Annotated in this window: 15 protein-coding genes; 9 read left to right on the top strand and 6 right to left on the bottom strand. The window is 65.9% G+C overall.

From position 1 onward, the window contains the following. Positions 1 to 343 precede the first annotated feature (343 nt). On the top strand, positions 344 to 1252 hold the full coding sequence (locus NA5_RS00930; protein ID WP_062980803.1) for a neutral zinc metallopeptidase: 909 nt from the start codon (positions 344 to 346) through the stop codon (positions 1250 to 1252). Between the two features lie 301 nt (positions 1253 to 1553). Next, positions 1554 to 2585 (top strand): neutral zinc metallopeptidase, encoded by a 1032-nt coding sequence (locus NA5_RS00925; protein ID WP_084483819.1) that lies wholly within the window; start codon positions 1554 to 1556, stop codon positions 2583 to 2585. 5 nt (positions 2586 to 2590) lie between these two features. Here NA5_RS00925 and NA5_RS00920 read toward each other — a convergent pair whose 3' ends face one another. Both NA5_RS00920 and NA5_RS00915 read right to left on the bottom strand, forming a co-directional pair. Then, the gene (locus NA5_RS00920; protein ID WP_062980799.1) at positions 2591 to 3886 is read right to left on the bottom strand and encodes an ammonium transporter; all 1296 of its coding nucleotides are present in this window, start codon (positions 3884 to 3886) and stop codon (positions 2591 to 2593) included. Positions 3887 to 3968: 82 nt separating this feature from the next. Next, positions 3969 to 4793 (bottom strand): hypothetical protein, encoded by an 825-nt coding sequence (locus NA5_RS00915; protein ID WP_062980797.1) that lies wholly within the window; start codon positions 4791 to 4793, stop codon positions 3969 to 3971. 467 nt (positions 4794 to 5260) lie between these two features. Between NA5_RS00915 and NA5_RS00910 the strand changes: the two genes are divergently transcribed. The 3 genes from NA5_RS00910 (at position 5261) to NA5_RS00900 (ending at position 11687) form a co-directional block, all read left to right on the top strand. Further along, on the top strand, positions 5261 to 8029 hold the full coding sequence (locus tag NA5_RS00910; RefSeq protein WP_063813113.1) for a DNA polymerase III subunit gamma and tau: 2769 nt from the start codon (positions 5261 to 5263) through the stop codon (positions 8027 to 8029). 254 nt (positions 8030 to 8283) lie between these two features. Then, positions 8284 to 9498, top strand: a complete 1215-nt coding sequence (locus tag NA5_RS00905) for an acetyl-CoA C-acetyltransferase (RefSeq protein ID WP_062980795.1) — start codon at positions 8284 to 8286, stop codon at positions 9496 to 9498. 38 nt (positions 9499 to 9536) lie between these two features. Beyond that, on the top strand, positions 9537 to 11687 hold the full coding sequence (locus NA5_RS00900; RefSeq protein ID WP_062980794.1) for a 3-hydroxyacyl-CoA dehydrogenase NAD-binding domain-containing protein: 2151 nt from the start codon (positions 9537 to 9539) through the stop codon (positions 11685 to 11687). 111 nt (positions 11688 to 11798) lie between these two features. Here NA5_RS00900 and NA5_RS00895 read toward each other — a convergent pair whose 3' ends face one another. Continuing rightward, complete coding sequence (locus tag NA5_RS00895) at positions 11799 to 12251, bottom strand: MarR family winged helix-turn-helix transcriptional regulator (protein WP_218020028.1); 453 nt, start codon at positions 12249 to 12251, stop codon at positions 11799 to 11801. Positions 12252 to 12342: 91 nt separating this feature from the next. On the opposite strand from NA5_RS00895, the gene NA5_RS00890 reads away from it, so the two are divergent. Continuing rightward, the gene (locus NA5_RS00890) at positions 12343 to 12783 is read left to right on the top strand and encodes an SgcJ/EcaC family oxidoreductase (protein WP_062981256.1); all 441 of its coding nucleotides are present in this window, start codon (positions 12343 to 12345) and stop codon (positions 12781 to 12783) included. 168 nt (positions 12784 to 12951) lie between these two features. After that, on the top strand, positions 12952 to 16533 hold the full coding sequence (locus NA5_RS00885) for a serine/threonine-protein kinase (RefSeq protein WP_062980790.1): 3582 nt from the start codon (positions 12952 to 12954) through the stop codon (positions 16531 to 16533). Between the two features lie 22 nt (positions 16534 to 16555). Here the strand turns inward: NA5_RS00885 and NA5_RS00880 are convergent, their stop codons facing one another. Both NA5_RS00880 and NA5_RS00875 read right to left on the bottom strand, forming a co-directional pair. Next, a complete protein-coding gene (locus tag NA5_RS00880) occupies positions 16556 to 17872 on the bottom strand; it encodes a class I SAM-dependent methyltransferase (RefSeq protein WP_062980788.1) in 1317 nt (438 codons plus the stop codon). After that, positions 17869 to 19305 (bottom strand): FAD-binding oxidoreductase, encoded by a 1437-nt coding sequence (locus NA5_RS00875; RefSeq protein WP_062980786.1) that lies wholly within the window; start codon positions 19303 to 19305, stop codon positions 17869 to 17871. The genes NA5_RS00880 and NA5_RS00875 overlap by 4 nt, the downstream gene beginning before the upstream one ends. 358 nt (positions 19306 to 19663) lie before the next feature. On the opposite strand from NA5_RS00875, the gene NA5_RS00870 reads away from it, so the two are divergent. Then, positions 19664 to 20098, top strand: a complete 435-nt coding sequence (locus NA5_RS00870; protein WP_062981254.1) for an SRPBCC family protein — start codon at positions 19664 to 19666, stop codon at positions 20096 to 20098. 58 nt (positions 20099 to 20156) lie between these two features. Here the strand turns inward: NA5_RS00870 and NA5_RS00865 are convergent, their stop codons facing one another. Continuing rightward, positions 20157 to 21410, bottom strand: coding sequence for a cytochrome P450 (locus NA5_RS00865; protein ID WP_062980784.1), 1254 nt, complete (start codon positions 21408 to 21410; stop codon positions 20157 to 20159). A 260-nt stretch (positions 21411 to 21670) separates the two neighbouring features. On the opposite strand from NA5_RS00865, the gene NA5_RS00860 reads away from it, so the two are divergent. Further along, the gene (locus NA5_RS00860; RefSeq protein ID WP_503826370.1) at positions 21671 to 23275 is read left to right on the top strand and encodes a GMC oxidoreductase; all 1605 of its coding nucleotides are present in this window, start codon (positions 21671 to 21673) and stop codon (positions 23273 to 23275) included. Positions 23276 to 23278 lie beyond the last annotated feature (3 nt).

Below are 23278 nucleotides of genomic sequence, written 5' to 3'. Positions count from 1 at the left end.
CGGGCCCGCAGGCGGTAGCGCAGCGTAACCACGAAGGGCCCCGGGAGCGCCGCGAATTCAACACGGTCGGCGACCATCGAGACGAGGGGGTACGGGGGACGTGACCCAACCACCGTACGGCTATGGTCCGGTTCCGCCTGGTGGACAACCGGTTCCGCCGCGTCCCGGCTCGCCATATGGGCAGCCCGTATATCGTCCCGCGCCGGGGCAGCCACATTATGGGCAGCCCGGCTATGGTCACCAGCAGGGTTATCCACCCGGTTATGGCCAACCCGGTTATGGTGCGCCGCAGGGCTACGGCCAGCCCGGTTATCCAGCGCCCGGATACGGACAGCGCGCGCCGATGCCCTACGGTCCGCCCGGACGTCCACCGCAGAAGCGCAAGAGCGGCGGCGGCGGATGGATCGCGCTGCTGTTGATCGTTGTGTTCGTCGTCGCGGGTGGTCTTGTGCGGGGCGCGATTTCGCACGGCAGGCACAGCAGCACCTCGTCGGGCCCCGGTGCGAGCATGACCTACACCCCGGATTCGAACGGCGGCGTATCGGAGACCGGAACCAACCCGCTGCTGACCGATCCGAACACCACATTGGTCCCGGCGAAGTGCTCGTACTCGCCGTGGAGCACCCAGGTGGACACCGCGCGCAAGTTCTTCGAGACCGCCGCGTCCTGCCTGGAATCGGCGTGGAAACCCGTACTGGCACAGAAGAATCTGCCCTTCCAGTCGCCGACGCTGAATGTCAGCGCGACCACGGACGGCATCACCACGCCGTGCACCGGGTCCACCAGTAATTTCGCCGCGTTCTACTGCCCGGCGAACAAGACGATCTACATGCCGCTCAGTCAGCTGCAGACCGACCTGTTCAAGGACAACTGGATCGTCTACCTGTCGGTCTTCGCTCACGAATACGGCCACCACGTCCAGGCCATGGCCGGAATCCTGCGCAAGGCCAATAGCGATCGCGTCGACGCGGGCGTGCGCAGCGACAGAGGTCTGGAGCTCTCCCGCCGAATCGAATTGCAGGCCAACTGCTTCGACGGCATGTACCTCGGCTCCTCGGCCAATGGCGGTTCGCTGACCACGGCGCAGATCACCGTCGCGCGCCGCGATGCGCGCGGCCGCGGCGACCAGCGCGGCGATATGCGCGATCACGGGACCGCGGCGAACGGTGGCACGTGGTTCGAGATCGGCGTGGATAAAGACCGTGCGGCACAGTGCAATACGTTCACCGCATCGGCCAGTTCGGTTTCGTGAGCAGATGACGCAGCCGCCGCACGGCTATGGTTCGCCGCCCGGATCACAGCCGCCGACTGGATCTACGCCGCACGGATATCAGCCGGTACCGGGGTACCCGCCACCGGGACCTCATCGGCCCGGGTATCAAGCAACGCCGGTGCACCAGCCGCAGTCGGAAGCGCAGTCGCAACCCGTATGGCAGGTGCCCGATCAACCCGGAGCCGGATACCCGCAGTTGCCGGGGCATCAGGCGGGACACGCCCCGCCACCGGGTTATCCGCTCGGCTACCCATCCAACGCGGCCCCGTACGGTCCGCCGATGCCGTACCGGCGGCAGGGTTATCCGCCGCGTCCGTACCCGCCCAGGCGGCGGAGTTCGGGTGCGGCGCTCAGTGCCCTTTTCGGCCTGTTGACGGTCATCGTCTTGGTCGTCGGACTCTTTGTCGCATCGGCGATTTCGGCCGACAACGAGAAGAAGCGCAACCGCCCGTCGGCATACACCCCGCCGACGCCGAGCTACACCTACACCCCGCCGACTTCGTCGACCTCCGCACCGAGCCCGACATCGCGTGCCGCGGCCGCCACCACCAGCCGCGCCGCGGCACCGACCACGACGAAACCGGCTGGGCCGCAACCGGTCGCGAAACTGGGCGAGAATCCGCTGTTCAGCGACGATGAATCGGGTCTGATCAACGTCGATTGCGTCTACCCGGCCTGGGCCGCCACATCCGATGCGGCCACCCGGTTCTTCCAGGCCGCTGCCGACTGCCTGGACAAGAAGTGGCGTCCCGTCTTAGAGGGGGCGAATCTGCCGTTCTCCAGTCCGAGTCTGAGCGTGCCCGCGCGGGCGGCGGACGCGGTAACCCCGTGTACTTCGGCGAGTAGCAACTTCGCGGCGTTCTATTGTTCGACGAACCACACGATCTACCTGCCCCTGGATAAGATCCAGGTCGAGAAGTATGGCGACGATGTGGTGATCTACCTGGCGCTTTTCGCGCACGAATATGGTCATCATGTGCAGGCGCTCTCCGGGATATCGCAGCGGATGAACACCGAACGCAACGAGGCGGGCACCCGCAGTGCGCAGGGACTGGAGCTGTCGCGCCGCATGGAGCTGGAGGCGGACTGCTTCTCCGGAATGTACGTCGGCACATCGACCTTCGATGGCGTCTTCACGGTGGCGCAGTTGACCCACGCCACCCAGGACCACCTCGGTCGCGGCGACCGGCAGGGTGACGCGCGCGATCACGGCACAGGGCAGAACCAGGTCAACTGGTTTACGCAGGGGCACAAGTACGACCGCACGTTCCAGTGCAACACCTGGAAGGCGCCTTCGAACGAAGTGTCCTAGCTCGATCAGTGATCGCCACCGTGCGGCTGCCCGAAGTGCCCATCACCAAAGCGTCGCGGCGAGTGTCCGTGCACGCCTTCGGCATACGCGGTCTCCGCGTGCAGCACGGAGTCGATGCCCGCGATCTCGTCTTCCTTGCTGACCCGGAATCCGAGGAACAGGTCGATGGCCTTACCCAGCACGAAGGAGACCGCGAACGCGTACACCGCGACCACCAGCACGCCGACCAGCTGCTTGCCGAGCTGGGCGAGTCCGCCGCCGTAGAACAGGCCCTCGACACCACCGGTCATCACCTGGTTGGCCAATAGTCCGATCAGCAGTGTGCCGACGATGCCGCCGACGAAGTGCACGCCGACCACATCGAGCGAATCGTCATAGCCCGCCTTGAATTTCCAGCCGACCGCGAACGAGCACACCACACCGGCCGTCAGGCCGACGACGAGCGCGCCGAGCGTATTCACCGAACCGCACGAAGGCGTTATCGCGACCAGACCGGCCACCACACCCGAGGCCGCACCGAAGGTGGTCGGCCGACCGTCGCGGATCTGCTCGACCGCGAGCCAGCCGAGCATGCCCAGACAGCCCGCCACCAGAGTGTTGAGGAATACCGCTGCCGCGACCCCATTCGCGGTCAGCGCCGAACCGGCGTTGAAGCCGAACCAGCCGAACCACAGCAGACCCGCGCCGAGCAGCACGAACGGCAGATTGTGCGGTCGCATCGCATCGGTCTTGAAGCCGATGCGCGGGCCGAGCACCAGTGCCAACGCCAGCGCGGAGGCGCCGGAGGCGATCTCCACGACCATGCCGCCCGCGTAGTCGAGCGCGCCGAAGGAGGCCAGCCAGCCGTCCGGACCCCACACCCAATGCGCGATCGGCACATAGACCGTAAGCGCCCACAGCGGCACGAAGACCATCCAGCCCGCGAATTTCGCGCGGTCCGCGATCGCACCGCTGACCAGCGCCGCGGTCAGGATCGCGAAGGTCAGCTGGAAAGTGGCGTACAGCAGCTCCGGAATCGTGCCCCGTACGGAATTCGGATCGATGCCCGCCATTGCGAAGTGATCGAGATTGCCGATCAGGCCGCCGCCCGCGTCGTTGCCGAATGCCAGGCTGTAACCGGCCAACAGCCACACCACGGTTACCAGCGGGATCGCGATGAAGTTCATCATCAGCATGTTGAGTACGCCGGTCGAGCGCACCATCCCGCCGTAGAAAATGGCCAGCGCGGGCGTCATCAGCAGCACCAGGGCCGTGCTGATGAGCAGCCAGGCGGTGGCCGCGGGATCGATGGTTGAGGACACGGGGTAACTCCTTCCACGCGTATATGCGTTGCGAAGAAGTTACCGAATGCTCACATCGCCGCTGATTATCGGCCCAGACAGTTCAGCCCCGAGCCTTCTTGGCCAATGCGCGCAGGCCGCGTCGCCCTGGCACGGGCAGGTCCTCCTGCTCGGCCATCCATTCGGCGGTGGTGAGCCACCGGCGCTGGATCCGCGCGTCGGCGGTGTCGTGGAAGATCCGGCGGCCGCGGTCGTCGCGCAGGTCGTGGGCGAGGGTGGACCAGCGCGGCGGACGGTCGTTTTCGGCCAGATAGTCGCGCAGGTAGGTCGCAACGATCGTGCCGATCGTATTGACCGGTCGCAGCGAAACCCGATTGCCGTACTTCGCGGAGTAGAAACGCCTTGCGGCGCAGAGGGATCCGGGATTGGCGTTGGAGGCGATCCAACCGGCGCGCTGTGCGCGTTCGATCAACCAGAGGTGTTTCACCGCGGTCGGGGCGATATCGCCGATCCGGTCCCGGATCAATGCCATCACCGGTTCGGATTGCAGCACGTCACGTCGGGTGGGGCCGGTGCCGTGGGCGATCCAATGGTCCTCGGCCAGCCGGGCCAGTATCCGCCCGAAGTCATCGATACTGCGCTGAGCACGTCGGCCGAGGCGTTCGATGCGTTCGGCCTCCCGGCGCATCTCGTTCTGCGCCGTGAGGGTGCGGATCGCCGCCATGGTCGGCACCTGACCGCGTTCCAGTAGTTCGAGGATGGCGGCGGCGGTCGACGGATCGGCGGCCGCGGCCACCGGTAGCGAATCGCGTTTGATCGCGAAGTCCTGGGGGCTGATCGCCCGGCTGAGCAGGTCGACGGCGGCATGGTCGTCGGCGAAATCGGTGCTCGAAAGCCAGGCGGCGGCGATGTCGTCACACGACGGCACGGTGGAAATTTCCTCCGGTGAAAGTGGTGTGAATCGGCGAAAAGCGCCGGGAATTGTGGGCTTTCAGGTTGTGCCCCGGTCGGGATGAGGGACCGGCCGGGGCCACCAACCTGATGAAGGTTTGGCTACCGAAGTTGCCGATAACCACGGTAGCCAGGCGATTGCGTCGATGTCATGCTGGTTGATTGATTCGTTATCTCCGCAAATGGCTCTCGAACCGGGGCGTGAGTACAGCTAATCGGCCTGAAGTGCACTGGACGGGCGCCAAAGTTCGCCGTTCGTCCGTTCTCGATCTTCGATTGCTCCGGCATTGCCGCCTTCGCGGCTGATCAGTGGGGGCTAACAAAGGTTTGCGCATCCTGTGATCTGCATCACATAGCTTGTGCGAAACGCCCGGTAGCACGCCGCGCCCGGCCTGTCGGTCGAGGGGAATGGGCTTTGTCGGTGGGCGCCGGTAACCTCTGGCCGTGGCTCTGTACCGGAAGTACCGACCGGCAACGTTCGCTGAAGTGGTGGGTCAGGAGCACGTCACCGACCCGCTGAGTACCGCGCTCGACACCGGTCGCATCAGTCATGCCTATCTGTTCTCCGGTCCCCGGGGCTGCGGCAAGACCTCCTCGGCGCGCATCCTCGCGCGCTCGTTGAACTGTGTGCAGGGTCCGACTTCGACACCGTGCGGTGTCTGCCCGTCCTGTGTCGCGCTCGGTCCGGGCGGTCCGGGCAATCTCGATGTGATCGAACTGGACGCCGCGAGTCACGGCGGTGTCGACGACACCCGGGAACTGCGTGATCGGGCCTTCTACGCGCCCGCGGAGTCGCGGTATCGGGTGTTCATCGTCGACGAGGCGCATATGGTCACCACGGCCGGGTTCAACGCGCTGCTCAAGATCGTCGAGGAGCCGCCCGCCCACCTGATCTTCATCTTCGCCACCACCGAGCCGGACAAGGTGCTGCCCACCATCCGCTCGCGTACGCACCACTACCCGTTCCGGCTGCTGCCACCCGCCACCATGCGCGGACTGCTCGGCAAGATCTGCGAGCAGGAGCAGGTGCCGGTCGAGGAGGCGGTGTACCCGTTGGTGATTCGCGCGGGCGGAGGGTCACCGCGCGACAGTCTGAGTGTGCTCGACCAGCTGCTCGCGGGCGCCGGATCCGAGGGCGTCACCTATTCGCGGGCGGTTTCGCTGCTCGGCGTCACCGATGTCGCGCTGATCGACGACGCGATCGACGCGCTCGCCGCCAGCGATGGCGCCGCTCTCTTCGGCACCATCGATAGCGTCATGGAGGCGGGTCACGATCCGCGCCGCTTCGCCGTCGACCTCCTCGAGCGCCTGCGTGACCTGATCCTGCTGCAGGCAGTCCCCGACGCCGCCGACCGCGGCCTGGTCTCCGGCCCCGGCGATGTCCTGGACCGCATGCGCGAACAGGCCGAACGCGCCGGTCCGGCCACCCTGGCCCGACATGCCGAACTCCTGCACGAGGGCCTCGGCGAAATGCGCGGCGCCACCGCCCCTCGGCTGCTACTCGAAATCATCTGCGCCCGCATGCTCCTCCCATCGGTCTCCGATGCCGAATCGGCAACCCTGCAACGCCTGGAGCGCCTCGAACGCGGCATTGCCACCGGAGCGATCACCCCAACTGTCGCCCCCACCCAGCCCTCCGACTCGGCACCCGCCACGGCTCAGTCGGCCCGCGCCGCCAACGAACCCCCACGCCGCCGAGGCGCGGAAATCCTCGCCGCGGCCCGCCGTGAGAAGGACGCCAACCGCGCGGACTCCGGCCCAACGACTGGTCCGGCCCAGCCCGATGCACAGACTTCGGCAGCGGAGACCGCGGTCGAGCGCCAGGATTCGGCTACCGGGCAGAGCGCGGGGCAAGGTGACGCGGGGGCCGGATTCGCTTTCGTGCCGGGCGATTCGACAGTGGAGCGCGGCGAGGCGCCGACGGCTGCGGCTCAGATTCCCACACCTGTCGACCGTGATTCGAGCACTGGACAACTAGACGCGATAGAGCCGACCGGAGTGGATGCCTCCGCCGGGACAGGCGGCGCACCCGTCGACGCGGCGTCCTCGGGACAAGCGCGCTTCGATGCTGCACCGGGTGCTGGCGCTGCTTCGGTCGATGCCGCTCAGGGCGAGGTCTCCACCTCGTCTGCTGCTGTCGAAGTGGATCGAACCGTCGCGCCCGGCCGGGGTGAGACCGAGTTTGCTGGTGCCGCGGGTTCGCAGGATGCCGCCGGATTGCTGGAAACCGAAGGGACGCAGGCGGTCTCGGAGGCAACTACACCCCGGCAGCGCGACTACGCGGGGGTCGAAGATTCGGCAATACCGTCGAATTCGGAAGCTGCGCAGTCGATTTCGGCTCAACCATCCGACCCGACTGCCGAAGTTCGGATCGCCGACCAGGGGGGTGCGGACGCCGCGCAGTCGGTTTCGGCTCAGCAGTCCGAGCGAGCCGCCGTGCAGCACGGGAGCGTGCAGAAGAGCGATGCGCAGGGTCTCGGGGACGAGGCTGGGGGGCAAGGGGATGCGGATTTGTTGCGGGCGGTGGAGGGGGCCTGGGGGGAGATTCGGGCGAAGGTTCGGGAGTTCGGGCCTACGGTGCAGGCGTTGCTGTCGGGGGCGTCGGTGGCGCGGATCGAGGGGGAGGTGATCGTATTCGCGCATCAGCATGCGCCGTTGGCGCAGCGGCTGTCGGATCCGCGGAATGTGGAGGCGGTGCGGTCGGCGGTGCGGGCCGTGCTCGGCAGCGATCATCCGGTGCGCTGGGAGGCGGGCGGGGCCGCGCCGCGGCCTGCGGCTGCCGCGCCGAAGGCGAGAGGGCGTGGTCAGGGCGGGCAACAGGGCGCGAATGCGCCGGGGCGTGAATCCGGCAATCCGGCCGGACGCGGTTCGGATGCGCCCGCGCCGCCGCGGTTCTCGCGGCCGAGTCAGGCCAGGGCGGCCGCCGATCCGACGGCGGGTGCTGGTCAGCGGCCCGCGCCGAGTGCTGACACGCGGTCGTTCCGCGGCGACGACGATATTCCGCCGCCCGATTTCCCGGATCTACCGGACGACCCCGGCCCGATGGATTATCCCCCGATCGATGGCGTCCCGCCGCCCTCCACCCCGGAGGAGGAGCAGGAGATGCTGGCCGAATCGCAAACCCCGGTGGCGCCGGGGGATCGGCGCGACCCGGATGAGGTGGCCCTGGAGTTGCTCAAAAGTGAGCTGGGTGCCACACGTCTGGACGGTTGACAACCCTCGTTCACTGGACGTTAAGTTAACCGGAGTTCGCACTCGACGGTAGTATGGACGGGTGGCCGCGAGCCGCAGTATGGCGAAGTTCTATGGTATGCGCAGGCATGCGTGTACAAAGTGCTCGTCATCGCCGCTGCTTGTCGACTTTTGTACAGCGTCAGGACGGTCGGTCCCCGGACCGGTCGGCGAGGTCACTCGCATGGACGGACGAATGTTCGGCCGCCGCACCCTTAAGGAAGGAACACTCCGATATGACCACAGAGGCCTACATTTACGAGGCCATCCGCACCCCGCGCGGACGCGGCAAGAAGAACGGTTCGCTGCACTCGGTCAAGCCGATCGATCTGACTGTTGGTCTGATCCAGGAGCTGCGCGGCCGTTTCCCGAACCTCGACGAGGACCGGATCTCCGACCTGATCCTTGGTGTCGTCGCGCCGGTCGGTGACCAGGGCGCCGATATCGCCCGCACCGCCGTGACCGTGGCCGGACTGCCCGACACCGTCGGTGGCTTCCAGCTCAACCGCTTCTGCGCCTCCGGCCTCGAGGCCGTCAACCTGGCCGCGCAGAAGGTTCGCTCCGGCTTCGACGACCTGGTCATCGCCGGTGGTGTGGAGTCGATGTCCCGCGTGCCGATGGGCTCCGACGGCGGCGCCTGGGCACTGGACCCGGCCACCAACTACGACACCTACTTCGTGCCGCAGGGTATCTCCGCCGACCTGATCGCCACCATCGAGGGGTTCTCCCGCGATGACGTGGACGCCTACGCCGTGCGCTCGCAGGAGCTCGCCGCCAAGGCCACCACCGGCGGCTACTTCGCCAAGTCGATCGTTCCGGTCAAGGACCAGAACGGCCTCGTCGTGCTCGACAACGACGAGCACATGCGTCCCGGCACCACCGCCGAGGACCTGGCCAAGCTGAACCCCTCGTTCGCCGTGATCGGCGAGATGGGCGGCTTCGACGCCGTGGCGCTGCAGAAGTACCACTTCGTCGAGAAGATCAACCACGTGCACCACGGCGGCAACAGCTCGGGCATCGTCGACGGTGCCGCGCTGGTGCTGGTCGGCTCGGAAGAGGCGGGCAAGGCCTCCGGCCTGACCCCGCGTGCGCGCGTCGTCGCGACCGCCACCAGCGGCGCCGACTCCACCATCATGCTGACCGGTCCGACCCCGGCCGCCAAGAAGGCGCTGGCCAAGGCGGGCCTGACCCTCGACGACATCGACCTGGTCGAGATCAACGAGGCCTTCGCCTCCGTGGTTCTGAAGTTCCAGAAGGATTTGCAGATCCCGGACGAGAAGCTGAACGTCAACGGTGGCGCCATCGCGATGGGCCACCCGCTGGGCGCCACCGGCGCGATGATCACCGGCACCATGGTCGACGAGCTGGAGCGCCGCAACGGCCGCTACGCGCTGATCACCCTGTGCATCGGTGGCGGCATGGGCGTCGCCACGATCATCGAGCGCGTCTAACCCAACCGACAGCTGAGAATTCAAGGAGACACAGAGCTGTGAGTGAGACCAACATGATCGGTTGGGAGCAGGATTCGGACGGCATCGTCGTTTTGACGATGGACGACCCGAACCAGGGCGCCAACACGATGAACGAGCTGTACAAGAAGTCGATGACCGCCACCGTCGACCGGCTCGAGGCCGAGAAGGACAGCATCACCGGCGTGGTGATCACCTCGGCGAAGAAGACCTTCTTCGCGGGCGGCGACCTGAAGAACATGATGAAGGTCGGCCCGGAAGACGGCCAGGCCCTCATGGAGGAGCTCGGCACCATCAAGTCGGCGCTGCGTCGGCTGGAGACCCTGGGCAAGCCGGTTGTCTCGGCGATCAACGGCGCCGCCCTCGGTGGCGGCCTGGAGATCACCCTGGCGACCCACTACCGGATTGCCGCGGATGTGCCGGGCGTGCAGCTCGGCCTGCCCGAGGCGACCCTGGGCCTGTTGCCCGCCGGTGGCGGTGTCATCCGCACCGTGCGCATGTTCGGCCTGCAGGGCGCGCTCATGCAGTTCCTGCTGCAGGGCAACAAGTACCGTCCGGCCAAGGCCAAGGAGCTCGGCCTGATCAACGAGGTCGTCGGCTCGGTCGAGGAGCTGGTGCCCGCCGCCAAGGCGTGGATCAAGGCCAACCCCGAGGGCGGCGTGCAGCCGTGGGACAAGAAGGGCTTCAAGATTCCGGGCGGCACTCCGTCCAGCCCGGCCTTCGCCGCCAACCTCCCGGCCTTCCCGGCCAACCTGCGCAAGCAGCTCAAGGGCACCAACATGCCCGCACCGCGCGCCATCATGGCGGCCGCGGTCGAGGGTTCGCAGGTCGACATCGACAACGCGTCGCTGATCGAATCGCGCTACTTCGTCTCGCTGCTGACCGGCCCGGTCGCGAAGAACATGATCCAGGCGTTCTTCTTCGACCTGCAGTCGATCAACAACGGTGGTTCGCGGCCAAAGGATGTCCCGAAGAAGGAGATCCGCAAGGTCGGCGTGCTCGGCGCGGGCATGATGGGCGCGGGCATCGCCTACGTCTCGGCCAAGGCGGGCTACGAGGTCGTGCTGAAGGACGTCACCATCGAGGCGGCCGAGCGCGGTAAGAACTACTCCGAGAAGATCGAGGCCAAGGCCCTCTCGCGCGGCAAGACCACCGAGGAGAAGTCCAAGGCGCTGCTCGACCGGATCACCCCGAGCGCGGACGCCGCCGACTTCGCCGGTGTCGACTTCGTCATCGAGGCGGTCTTCGAGAACACCGAGCTCAAGCACAAGGTGTTCCAGGAGATCGAGGACATCGTCACCCCGGACGCGCTGCTCGGCTCCAACACCTCCACTCTGCCGATCACCGGTCTGGCGACCGGTGTGAAGCGCCAGGAGGACTTCATCGGCATCCACTTCTTCTCGCCGGTCGACAAGATGCCGCTGGTGGAGATCATCAAGGGTGAGAAGACCTCCGATGAGGCGCTGGCCAGGGTGTTCGACTACACCCTCGCGATCAAGAAGACCCCGATCGTCGTCAACGACAGCCGCGGCTTCTTCACCTCGCGCGTGATCGGCACCTTCGTCAACGAGGCGATCGCCATGCTGAACGAGGGCATCGAGCCCGCGACCATCGAGCAGGCCGGTCTGCAGGCGGGCTACCCGGCCGCGCCGCTGCAGCTGTCGGACGAGCTGAACCTGACGCTGATGCAGAAGATCGCCAAGGAGACCCTCGAGGCCGCCGAGAAGGGTGACAACACCCTCGGTGTGAAGCGGCATCCGGCCCAGGATGTCATCGACTACCTGGTCGAGCAGGGTCGCCCGGGTCGTCTGGGCAAGGCCGGTTTCTACGAGTACGACGAGGACGGCAAGCGCCTCGGCCTGTGGCCCGGACTACGCGAGCACTTCAAGACCACCGCCGGTTTCGGTGCGCCGCTGCAGGATCTGATCGACCGCATGCTGTTCATCGAGGCGATCGAGACCCAGAAGTGCTTCGACGAGGGTGTGCTCACCACCACCGCCGACGCCAATATCGGCTCGATCTTCGGCATCGGCTTCCCGGCCTGGACCGGTGGTGTGCACCAGTTCATCGTCGGTTACCCGGGCGGCCAGGCGGCCTTCGTCGAGCGCGCCGACTACCTCGCCAAGACCTACGGCGAGCGTTTCGAGGTCCCAGCCTCGCTGCGCAAGTAGTCTCGCGGCAACTCACTGACGGCAAGCCCGTCACCGCATTTCGCGGTGGCGGGCTTTCGCCGTTTCGGGCGTCGGCGATCGTGGCACCGGTTGTCCAGTGGTCGCGGCGTTTCAGCTGGGGCGCAGGTCCTCGGCGGCCTGGTAGTACGCGTCGGCGGCGCGGGTGAAGTAGTCGAAGAGCACTTCGCGCTGTTCGGGTGAATAGCTGCCGATGATTTCGCCGATGGCGCGGCGGGCGGGGGCCAGGATCTCGTCGAGATCGGCTGGCTTGTCGATCAATTCGACGATGACCTTGCGGCGGTCGCCGGGGACCGGGACGCGGCGTACATAGCCCGCGTCTTCCAGACGATCGATGAGACGAGTGGTCGGACCGGTGGTCAGACCGCTGCGCGCGCCCAGTTCGCCGGGCGTCATGGCGCCGTTGAGTTCCAGGATGTTCAGGGCGTAGAGGTCCGTCGCGCCCAGGTCGACGGCGCGCGCGCCTGCCTGTCCGTGCAGCATGACCGCGCTGAGGTAGCGGCGGTAGACCTGGCTCGCGTCCTTGCGCATCGGCGGTGTTGACACGGATACCTCCATCTTCTAATCTCTTCTTCAACGAAGAAACTTCTTAAACGAAGAAAGCTCTTCTAAGAAGAAATCTAGCATGGAGGACGAAATGAACAGCAATGACACCCAAGCGATCGAGGCCGTACTCGCGGAATTGGTCGACGCTTGGGGCCGCGGCGATGCCGACGCCTACGGCACCGTCTTTACCGAAGACGCCACTTACACAAGCTTTCTCGGCACCCTCTACCGCGGTCGCGCCGATATCGTCGCCTCGCATCGCGCCCTGTTCGGCAGCGTCCTGAAGGGCACCCGGCTGGCCGACGACATCGTCGACATCCGCTTCTACGGCCCCGACACCGCGGTGGTCAACAGCCACGGCGACACCTACAAGGGCAAGCCGAAGCAGCTCACCAAGACCCAGACCTACACCATGGTCCGTCGCGACGGTCGCTGGCTGATCGCCGCGTTCCAGAACACCAAGCGCAACAAGCTCATGGAACGCATCACCTACCTGTCCACCCCCGCCGCCCGCCCGGCTGCCGAGCGCTGAGGCCGCTGGAGCCAGGCTGTTTGGAAAGCCACCCACTGGGGTTGATACCGCGCTACGTTGGAGTATGCGTGACATATCGGGCATCGCGAGATCGTTTCGCGATGCCCGATGTCCGTGTGTTTCTCGGTCGCCGGTGACGCCGATTCGATGTGAATTCGAGGTGGTCACATGAATCCACAGATGCGTTCGGGCAAGGCAAACGCCGGATCGAATCCGGCCGAATCGGACACACAGCGACATGCGCCCATCGATATCGTCGACGAGTTGGAGGCGATGGGACTGTCGGATGCGGTCGAGATCGGCCGGGGCGGGTTCGGGGTGGTGTACCGCTGTGTCCAGTACGCATTGGACCGGGTCGTCGCGGTCAAGGTGCTCTCCTCGGAGATCGATGCCGAGAGCCGGGAACGATTCCTGCGCGAGGAGCAGGCGATGGGCCGGTTGTCCGGCCATCCGAATATCGTCGACATCCTGCAGGTCGATGTCACCCCGACCGGTCAGCCGTTCATCGTGATGCCCTTCTGCACCCGCGGCTCGCTCGAAAAGCTCATTCGGGACCAGGGCCCGCTCACTTGGGCGGACTCCCTGCGGGCCGGGGTGAAGCTGGCGGGCGCGATCGAGAGCGCGCATCGGGCCCAGATTCTGCATCGCGACGTCAAACCGGCGAATGTCCTGCTCAGCGCGTACGGCGAACCGCAGTTGACGGATTTCGGAATCGCCAGGATTCCGGGCGGTTTCCGTACTTCCAGCAGTTTGATCACCGGCTCGCCCGCCTTCACCGCGCCCGAGGTGCTCAAGGGCGACGATCCCACCGTCCGCTCCGATGTGTACGGACTCGGCTCGACGCTGTTCGCCCTGCTGACCGGTCATGCCGCCTTCGAACGGCAATCGGGGGAGAAGGTCGTCGCGCAATTCCTGCGGATCACCACCCAGCCGGTGCCGGATCTGCACGGCCCCGACATCCCCGACGATGTCGCCGAAGCCATCCAGCATGCGATGGACACCGATCCGGCAAACCGGCCTGCTTCGGCTTTCGAGTTCGGCGAGCTGCTGCGCACCGTGCAGCGCGAGCACGATCAGATGCCCGATGAGATGGCGCTGCTGGATACCTCGGTGGTGGCGCCGGAGGAGACCGAACATCCGAACGCGGCCGACGTGACGGTGACGCGACCGGCGGTTACCGCGCGCCGCAGTTGGCCGTTGACATTGCGTCCCGCGGTATCCCAGCACCCGGCCATCTCGACCTCGGCGCCGACCCTGCCCCCGACAGCGGCGACGAAATTTCGTCCGCCGACCCCCGCCCGCGAACCGGTGCCGCGCCCGCGCCTGCTCGACACGCTGCGCGCCGGTGGCCGCCGCCGACTCGCGCTGATCCACGCACCGGCCGGATTCGGCAAGAGCACGGTGGCCGCGCAATGGCGAAATGAGCTGGCCGATGGCGGGGTCCCGGTGGCCTGGCTCGGTGTGGACCAGGACGACGACAACGAGATCTGGTTCCTGGCCCATCTCATCCAGGCGATCCGCCGGGTCCGCCCGGATATCGGCGAGGGTTTGGATCAGGTGCTCGAGGAACGGCCCGCCGATGCGGTCGCCTATGTCATCGCCACGCTGATCGATGAGATCCACGCCAGCGGAACCACCGTCGTGGTGATAGTGGACGACTGGCACCGGGTCACCGATTCGGGTGCGCGGCGGGCGATGGATGGGTTGTTGGACAACGGATGTCACCATCTGCGCTTCGTGGTGACCAGCCGGGAGCAGTCGGGTTTGCCGACCAGCCGGATGCGGGTGCACGACGAACTGGTCGAGATAGGCTCCTCGGCCTTGCGCCTGACCACCGCGGAGACCGAGGAAATCCTGGTGCAGCGCAATGGCTTCGCGCTCACCGATAACCAGATCGATGCGATCCACACGGCCACCGACGGCTGGCCTGCCGCGGTGCAATTGGTGAGTTTGTCGTTGCGCGGCAATGTCGATCCGGATCGTTTGATCGCGAATCTCGCCGAGGGCAGTCACGGCATCCGCGAATATCTGGCCGAGAACGTCCTGGACGCGCTCGAACCCAAGATGCTCGACTTCCTGACCTCGATTTCGATCACCGAGCGGGTCAGCGGTTCGCTGGCCTCGGCGCTTTCGGAGCAGCCGGACGGGGAATCGCTGCTCGAGCAGGCCGAACAGCGCGAGTTGTTCGTCCGGCGGATCGCGCATGATCCCGAGTGGTTCCGGATGCAGCCGCTGTTCGCCGAACATCTGCGGGCGCGGTTGGAGCGCGCCGATCCGGCCAGGTTGAAGGCATTGCACCGCAAGGCGTCTCGCTGGTATGCCGAACATAATTTGCTGCGCAAGTCGGTCGATCACGCCCTCGCGGCGACGGATCTGAAGATGGCGCTGGATCTACTCGAGAGCGGCGGCATGGACCTGATCGATAAGTCCCGCCTCGCCACGCTGCTCGGGACGGTATCGAAACTGCCGGTGCAGCAGGTGGCTTCGCGTTCCAAACTCCTGATGGCCGTGGCCAGGGCGAATGTGAATCTGCAGCAGCCCGCCGCGGCGCGCGCGGCCTTGGGCCGACTGTCCAATGTGCTGGCGCGCGGCTCGTCCACCGATGACGATGCGGATCGGCAGCGCTGCCAGGCCGTGGTGCTCGCGGCGGCGGATCAGATCGCGCGTGACCATACTGAGGGCGTGCTCGATCGGGTGGCCGAATGCATGGAGAAACCCGATGAACTACCCGCCTGGACCGTATCGACCGCCGCGAATCTGACGTCGTTCGTGCGCCTTTGCGAATTCGATTTCGACGGTGCGCGCGAAATCCAGGAATGGGCGCAGCCGTATCACGCCCGGTCCAAGGATCCGCTCGGCGAGGTATTCGGATTGTGCGGCACGGGTGCCGCGGCCTATGAACAGCTCGATATCGCCACTGCCACAAGTTGTTTCCAGCAGGCGTGGCAGACCGCGCGGGAGAAGTCGGGACCGCGCTCCGATGCGGTCCGGGTCGCCGCGGCGCTACTCGGCGAATTGAGTTACCGCCGCGGCGATCTGGATACCGCCGATCGACTGCTCGACGACAGCCATCAGCTGGTCACCCGGGTAGGGCCGGTGGACTTTCTGATTTCCACCTTCGTGGTCGGTGCCAGGGTCAAGGCCGCGCTCGGCGATCTGTACACCGCCACAGCCCGGCTCGACGAGGGTGACCGTATCGCCGCCGATAACAGGCTGATCCGGCTCGCCGCGCATATCCGCGCCGAACGGCTGCGCCTGGGATTGCTGACCGATACCGCGGCCCGGCGGGTCGCCGACGCCGCGACCGGATACGAATCGGATATCTCCGGAACCATCCACCACGCCCATCGGATGACGGGCGCGGCGGCGCTGGCCGCCGAGGCGGAGGAGCTCGCCGCGATCCGCGCGCTGCTGGCCGAACGTCAGCTGCACGCCGATGATCGCGCGGTGCGCCGGGCCCGCGCGCTACACGCTCGCATGGTCGAAAAGCACCGTCCCCGTGCGGAATTGGATACTGTGCTGCTGCTCGCGGAATGTCTGGCCGCCTCCGGCTGGGTCGGCGAGGCCACCGGACTGCTGCTGCCCGCGGCGGCCACCTGCGCCGAACACGGTTGGACCATGCCGCTTCTGGATGCGGGACCCGGCGTGCTCGGCATCCTGCGCGTGCTGCGCACCGAAATGCGTACGACGCCGGGACAACCCGGCGAGCCGACGCTGCCCGCCCTGTTCCTGGATGAACTCCTGGGCTAGGACGGGCAGTATCGGTCGCTGATTACGGCTGCCACCACGGGCGCAGCGGCAGACCCGATTCGCCGTTCGGACCGAGCTTGACGCCGAGCACCTGGTGCAGCTGAACCACATTGCGCTGGAAGCCGAGTCGGCAACCGGCCATGTACAGGCCCCACACCTTCGCGGTGCCCTCGCCGACCTCTTCGACGCAGGCATCCCAGTTGGCGACCAGATTCTTACACCATTCGTGCAGGGTGAGCGCGTAGTGCTCGCGCAGGTTCTCCTCGTGCATCACCTCGAGGCCGACATTCTGGATCTCGGAGATGATCCGGCCGGAGCCGATCAGCTCACCGTCCGGGAAGACGTAGCGGTCGATGAAGTCACCGGCCTTGGTGGTCCGGGTGTTGTCCGGCCTGGTGATGCAGTGGTTCAGGAACAGGCCGCCATCGCGCAGCTTGCTCTTGATGTATTCGAAGTAGAACGGATAGTTGTGCACGCCGATGTGCTCGGTCAGACCGATCGAGGAGACGGCGTCGAAGCCGACCTCCGGGATATCGCGGTAATCGGAATGGCGCACCTCGGCGAGATCGGACAGCCCCTGTTCGGCGATCTTCTGCTGGGCCCATTCCGCCTGCTCCGCGGATAGGGTCGCGCCGATGACCTTGACGCCGCGCTTGGCCGCGTAGCGCACCATACCGCCCCAGCCGCAGCCGATATCGAGCAGTCGGTCGCCTTCCTTCAGCCGCAGCTTGTCGAAGACCAAGCGGTACTTGTTCTCCTGGGCCTGCTCAAGGGTCCAGTTCTCGTCCCCGTAGGTCGCGCAGGTGTAGGTCATCGAGGGGCCGAGGACGTATTCGTAGAAGGTGTTGGAGACGTCGTAGTGGTGGTGGATGGCCTCGGCATCGCGAGTCTTGGAGTGCCGCAGGCCCTCCAGCGCGATCCGGCGCCAGCGCGGCAGCGTCTCCTGCGGCGGCGGTGCGATCGGCTTGAGCCGCTCCCACCCGAGCGAGCGGGCGATGGTGACCAGTGCCAGCGCCGACGGTCGACGGAACTTCAGGCCGTCCATCGCCTTCAGGATGTCGTACGGGTCGCCGGGGTGCACGCCGGTGGCGGTCATATCGCCGGAGATGTAGGCGCGGGCCATGCCGAGATCACCCGGTGCGGTGGCGAGGTAGTTGATGCCGCGCGGGGTCTTGATCTCCAGGCTGTATTCCGAATCCTGTGGCCCGGTCGTGCTGCCGTCGTAGGCGGTGAGCCGAATCGGAATCTCGCCGTCGATCAGCGTCTCGAAGATCTCGGCAATGCTGAGTTTTGTCCCGAGGTCCGCGAAGACATCGGAACGGTCCTTGAATGTAGTCATTTGCGTTGCACCGCCTTCGAATACAAATCCAGCAGTCGCTGGTCCGGGTCGTAGCGCTTCTTCAAATCGGTGTAGATCTCGCCGCCGTACAGGGCCGCGAATTCATCCTTGCCGTAATACGAATCCGAGTACAGGGATTTGTGCCCGTCGAACTCGGTGACGGTCTGTTCGATCGCGCGGTTGGCCTTACCCTCCTGCTGACCTGCGACGGTCGGCACCGCGGACCAGAATCCGACATTGACGTAGGTACGGTTCGGTTGCAGCGGATACAGCGGCCATGGCCGTCCCGCGTTCGATGCGCCGTTTTCGCGCAGTCGCAGCGGGCACAGCCAGATCGGTTCGATCGGAATTTCGCGCAGGAACCATTCGACGAAATCCGCGGTCCGCTCGACCGGAACTTCGATGTCCTGCACCACACGCTCGCGCGGCGGATTGCCCTGGCGGGCTTCCAGTTTGTCGCCGATGTCGTACTTGTGATCGAGTGCGATGAGCTTCCAATAGAAGCTGCTGCGCCGGTAGCGCTTCGGCCAGAACCGGCGGATCGTGGGGTTCTGGGCGCCGAACGCGCGCGAGCACCAGAACCAGTCGGTGTCCCAGCGCCAGAGATAGTCGTGAATGGTCAGCCGGTCGCGTTTGGGCCGGTCGGAATCATGCTGGATGGACCGGTAGTAGATGTCCATGCCGGTGTAGTCGCTGACCGGGCCCGGTTCGTCGGTCTGACGGCCAAGCGTCAGATAGCTTTCGTCGGCGGTGAAGACCACGCCGTCGAGGTAGTCGACGCGCTCACCGTCATAGCTCTTGTCCGTGACGATCCGGGCGAGCGTGGACTCCAATTCGCGCAGATCGTGGAAGCGGATATGCCGCAGCGCCACATAGGGCTGGACGGTCTCCAGTTCGATCTTCAGGCGGACCGAATAGCCAAGGGTGCCGTAGGAGTTCGGGAAGCCGCGGAACAGGTCCGCGTGCTCGCCGTCCGGGGTCGCGGTGATGATCTCGCCCGCCCCGGTCAGCACATCCATCTCCAGCACCGACTCGTGCGGCAGGCCGTTGCGGAACGAGCTCGATTCGATGCCGAGGCCGGTGACCGCGCCGCCGAGGGTGATCGTCTTGAGCTGCGGCACCACCAGCGGAGCCAGGCCGTAGGGCAGGGTCGCGGCTACCAGATCCTCGTAGGTGGTCATCCCGGCGACGTCGGCGGTCTTGGCATCGGCGTCCACCGCGATGACCTTCGCGAGTCCGGAAACATCCAGTCCGGGGGCGGTGTTCTTGGCCCTGGCCCGGAACAGATTCGAGGTCTTCTTGGCCAGTCGCACGTTGGCGTTCGCGGGTATTGCGCGGTAACTGGCCAACAGTCGGTCCACACCCGCTCGGTGCGCGGCGAACCCTGATTCGTGTGCGGCCGATGCGTGTCCGGCCTTCCCCAACAGACTCACTGCCACTCCTCGACGCTAGTACGCACCGGTAACACAAGCCACTGCGAGGTCACCGACGAGGGATAAATGTCACGCATCTGTTGCATCGGGAATACCCAGGACTCGCCGTGTCAGTCCGGCGGTGGTCCGGGCGGTTTCGAACACCCGTTTCGCACGATGTATTGCATGGATCCCCTCCGGCGCAATCTGATCCGGAAGCCTAACAGTGTGGACCGGTCGGCGTGCGGTGATCAACATCGCGGCGCGCGGACCCGACCTGGGCGCCACGAGACTGCGGGGACAGGGCAGGATAGGAAGCAACCGTAGCGATTGTTCGCAGGTCGCTCGAAAAGGTCAGCAGCCGGACAAGGAGCTCATCGTGGGACAGGTCAGCGCCAGCAGTTCGATCGCCGTCGCGGCGGATCCGCAGCGCGCACTCGAGGCCATCGCCGATTACGAGAAGGTGCGTCCGCGCATCCTCTCCGCGCACTACCGCGACTACAAGGTGGTCGAGGGTGGTCAGGGCGCGGGTACCGTCGCGGAATGGACCCTGCAGGCCACCGAGAAGCGTTCCCGCAACGTGCACGCGGTCGTGTCGGTATCGGATTCCATTGTGACCGAACGTGATTCGAATTCGACGCTGGTGAACACCTGGACCGTGACGCCGGACGGCACGGGTTCGCAGGTCACGCTGCGCACGTCGTGGAAGGGTGCGGGCGGTATCGCGGGAATCTTCGAGGGGATCTTCGCGCCATTGGGGCTGAAGAAGATTCAGGCCGAGGTGCTCGCGAACCTGCAGCGCGAACTCGCCTGAGATAGCCGAAAAGCCCGGCACGCCACGCGTGCCGGGCTTTTCGATCTACTCGACATTGCTAGTCGGCATGTAGTTTGGCGGGCATGGAGCGGTAGGCGTGCAGATTCCGCAGCGGATGCGGAATCGGCGGGCCGTCCAGGCACAGCTCCGGGAACCGCTCGAACAGGGCGCGCAGCGCGATGGCGCCTTCCAGTCGGCCGAGTGTGGCTCCGAGGCAGCCGTGCAGCCCGCTGCCGAACGAGAGATGATCCGCGGCGTTGGCCCTGGTCACATCGAATCGTTCGGGATCGGGGAAGACGGCGGGGTCGTAGTTGGCGCCCGCCAGCGAGAGCAGGACCAGAGAACCGGATTTGATGCGCTGATCGGCGATGTCGACGTCACAGCTCGAGACGCGGCCGGTCATCCGCACCGGCCCGTCGTAGCGCAGGATTTCCTCGACCGCGCGCGGCCACAGCTCCGGCTGCGCCGCCAGTATTTCCAGCTGATCAGGATGGCTGGTCAGCAGGACGATTCCGTTGCCGAGCATATTCACCGTCGTCAAGAATCCCGCGTCCAGCAGCAGAGCCGCGTTGGCCATCTGTTCGCGGCGGGTGAGTTCGCCACCTGTTACCAGCATGCTGAGCACGTCGTCGCCCGGCTCGGCGGTGAGCTTGTCGAGGTGTTGGTCGAAGTATCGCCGGACCTCGGCCAGGTCTTCGATGGCGTGGCGGTAAGTGGTCCAGCTCAGGCCGCGTTCGATCAGTGGCGCACCGGTATCTCCCCACTTCAGCAGGGTCGAATGCATCTCGGCGGGCAACCCGAGGATCTCGGCGATGATCGCGACAGGCAACTGTGCGCAGAAGTCGGCGATCAGATCCGGTCGCGGCTTCGGTTGCATGCGTTCGAGCAGGTCATCGGTCACTTCGACTACCCGCTCCCGCAGTTTGGCGATCGCCTTCGAGCTGAATGCCCGCCCGACCAGGCGTCGGTACTGGGTGTGTTCCGGCGGATCGGTCACCAGCATCGAGGGCGGTTCCGCGAGGTTGGGAAGCCCCGGATCCGTTTTGGTCATCACCCAGCGGATCGGCTTCGGCAAGGCTCGATGGTTGGGTGTGAGCACGCCGAAGCGACGGTCCCGCAGGATGAGTCGGCACAGTTCGTAGTCAGCGGTCACGTGCAACCCCGCCGACATCGTGGGGATCCGGCCCCGCTGCCGGATTTGTTCGATGTACCGCGACGAGCCGAGCAAACGATCCGGGCCGACCGCGATCAGCCCGAGGGGATTGCCCCGCCGCGCCGCCAATCGGAGAAAGAACCGTGGCAGGCCATGCATTATCAGCCACCGAATCCACACGCGGATCAATACGTTGCCACCTCCCACGCCTATCTATCCCCAATGATAGATAGGCGCTATGCCAGCGCGCCTCTGTCGGCATGAGCACGGTTGCGATATCTCGACGATTTGCCCGCAGGTAACTGTGCCTTCCGGACACTCGTCATGAGGGATAGATTTGGGAGCCGGAGGTGAGGCAGCGACGTTCAGATCAGGTGAGGGGCACCATGGACAGGCGCGGTTTCGTTAAGGGCGCTGGCTTGACCGCCACGATGCTGGGTCTTGCGGGTGGCAGCACGCTTGCGGCGTCTGCGGCAAGGGCCCAAGATTACAGCCCGAGCCCGAGAGCGGCGGTGTACCGGACGCTGGTGCCGGAGATCTTCGCGCCGCTGCCGGATCCGGCCGATCATGTGCCCGCGATCGTCATCGGATCAGGGTTCGGTGGGGCGATCACCGCGCTGCGCCTGTCGGAGTCCGGGACCCAGGTCGCGGTGCTCGAGCGTGGGTCGCGCTGGCCGAATGATCCGTGGCGCGACATCTTCTCCGACGAAACGATTCCGGACGGCCGCGGCTTCTGGCATCGCACCACCTTCACCGGCGCGACCAGGATCCCGGTGCAAATCGATTCGTTCGGCGGGGTCCTCGACGTTTCCGGTTACCCGGGCATCGATGTGTGGCGCGGTGCGTGTGTGGGCGGTGGCTCGGTGGTGTTCACCGGGGTGATGATCGAGCCGGAGCAGCGGTTCTTCGACCATGTGTTCCGCGGTGTTGTCGACTACCACGAGATGCGTGAGGTCTACTATCCCAAGGTCCGAAAGATATTGCGGCTGAGCCCGATACCGGACGACATCTACGAATCTTTGGCGTTCGCGCATTCGCGGACCTGGGACGAGCAGGTCCGCGCCGCCGGGTATACGCCGCAGCGCATCGACAGCAGTTGGAACTGGAACGTCATCCGCGACGAGCTGGCCGGACGATCACTGCCGTCGGCGACAATCGGCCGTTCGAACCTCGGCAATTCCAACGGCGCGAAATTCGATCTGAACCAGAACTACCTGCGCTATGCCGAGGACACCGGCTGTGCCCAGATTTATCCCGGCCATCGCGTGGACGCCATCGCCGAGGAACCGGGAGCGTCGGGTCGCTATACCGTCTACGTCACCAAACTCGCACCTACCGGCGAGGTGCTCCGTACCCGGACGCTGACCTGCGACATGCTATTCCTCGCCGCGGGCTCCATCGGTACCTCCGAGCTGCTGGTGCGCGCGCGGGCGACCGGCGCGCTGCCGAATCTGAACGAGCACATCGGCGAAGGCTGGGGCAGCAACGGCGATGTCGCCTTGGCGCGGCCGGCAGGCTCGCTCCAGGCGGGCACGCAGGGCACGGTGTCCGCGAGCCGGATTCTGGACGAGTCGGGCGCACCCGTATCGCTGGACAACTGGTACGTCCCCGGCGTGACACCCCTCGATATCGGCATTCTCGGATCACTGGGCATGGTGCTCGACGACACCCGCGGTCGGTTCGTCTACAACCCGACCGACGGGCGCGTCGACCTGCAGTGGCCGGACAACGGCGCTGCCGACTACCTGGCGCGAGCGCGCGAAGTCAACGACCAGGTGACCGCCACGCCCATACCCAGCAACCGACCCCCCTGGGCCGCGGACGCCTCATTCACCCCACATCCGTTGGGCGGGACAGTGATCGGACGCGCGACCGACCCGTATGGCCGGGTGCGTGGTTATCGAGGCTTGTATGTGATGGACGGGGCGGCCGTGCCCGGCAGCACCGGAACAGTGAATCCGTCGTTGACGATCTGCGCGCTGGCTGAGCGCAATATCGAAGAGATCATTCGATCTGGGGAGTAGTTG

Source organism: Nocardia anaemiae NBRC 100462 (assembly GCF_001612725.1).
Classification (GTDB): Bacteria; Actinomycetota; Actinomycetes; order Mycobacteriales; family Mycobacteriaceae; genus Nocardia; species Nocardia anaemiae.
This window is presented reverse-complemented; position numbering and strand designations above follow the sequence as displayed.

Excerpts from the sequence above, each read along its gene's own strand:
- NA5_RS00890 (WP_062981256.1), top strand. The coding sequence starts at position 12,343 with ATGAACAGCAATGACACCCAAGCGATCGAGGCCGTACTCGCGGAATTG.
- NA5_RS00930 (WP_062980803.1), top strand. The coding sequence starts at position 344 with ATGCCCTACGGTCCGCCCGGACGTCCACCGCAGAAGCGCAAGAGCGGC.
- NA5_RS00880 (WP_062980788.1), bottom strand. The coding sequence starts at position 17,872 with ATGACTACATTCAAGGACCGTTCCGATGTCTTCGCGGACCTCGGGACA.
- NA5_RS00885 (WP_062980790.1), top strand. The coding sequence starts at position 12,952 with ATGAATCCACAGATGCGTTCGGGCAAGGCAAACGCCGGATCGAATCCG.
- NA5_RS00905 (WP_062980795.1), top strand. The coding sequence starts at position 8,284 with ATGACCACAGAGGCCTACATTTACGAGGCCATCCGCACCCCGCGCGGA.
- NA5_RS00925 (WP_084483819.1), top strand. The coding sequence starts at position 1,554 with ATGCCGTACCGGCGGCAGGGTTATCCGCCGCGTCCGTACCCGCCCAGG.
- NA5_RS00865 (WP_062980784.1), bottom strand. The coding sequence starts at position 21,410 with ATGCATGGCCTGCCACGGTTCTTTCTCCGATTGGCGGCGCGGCGGGGC.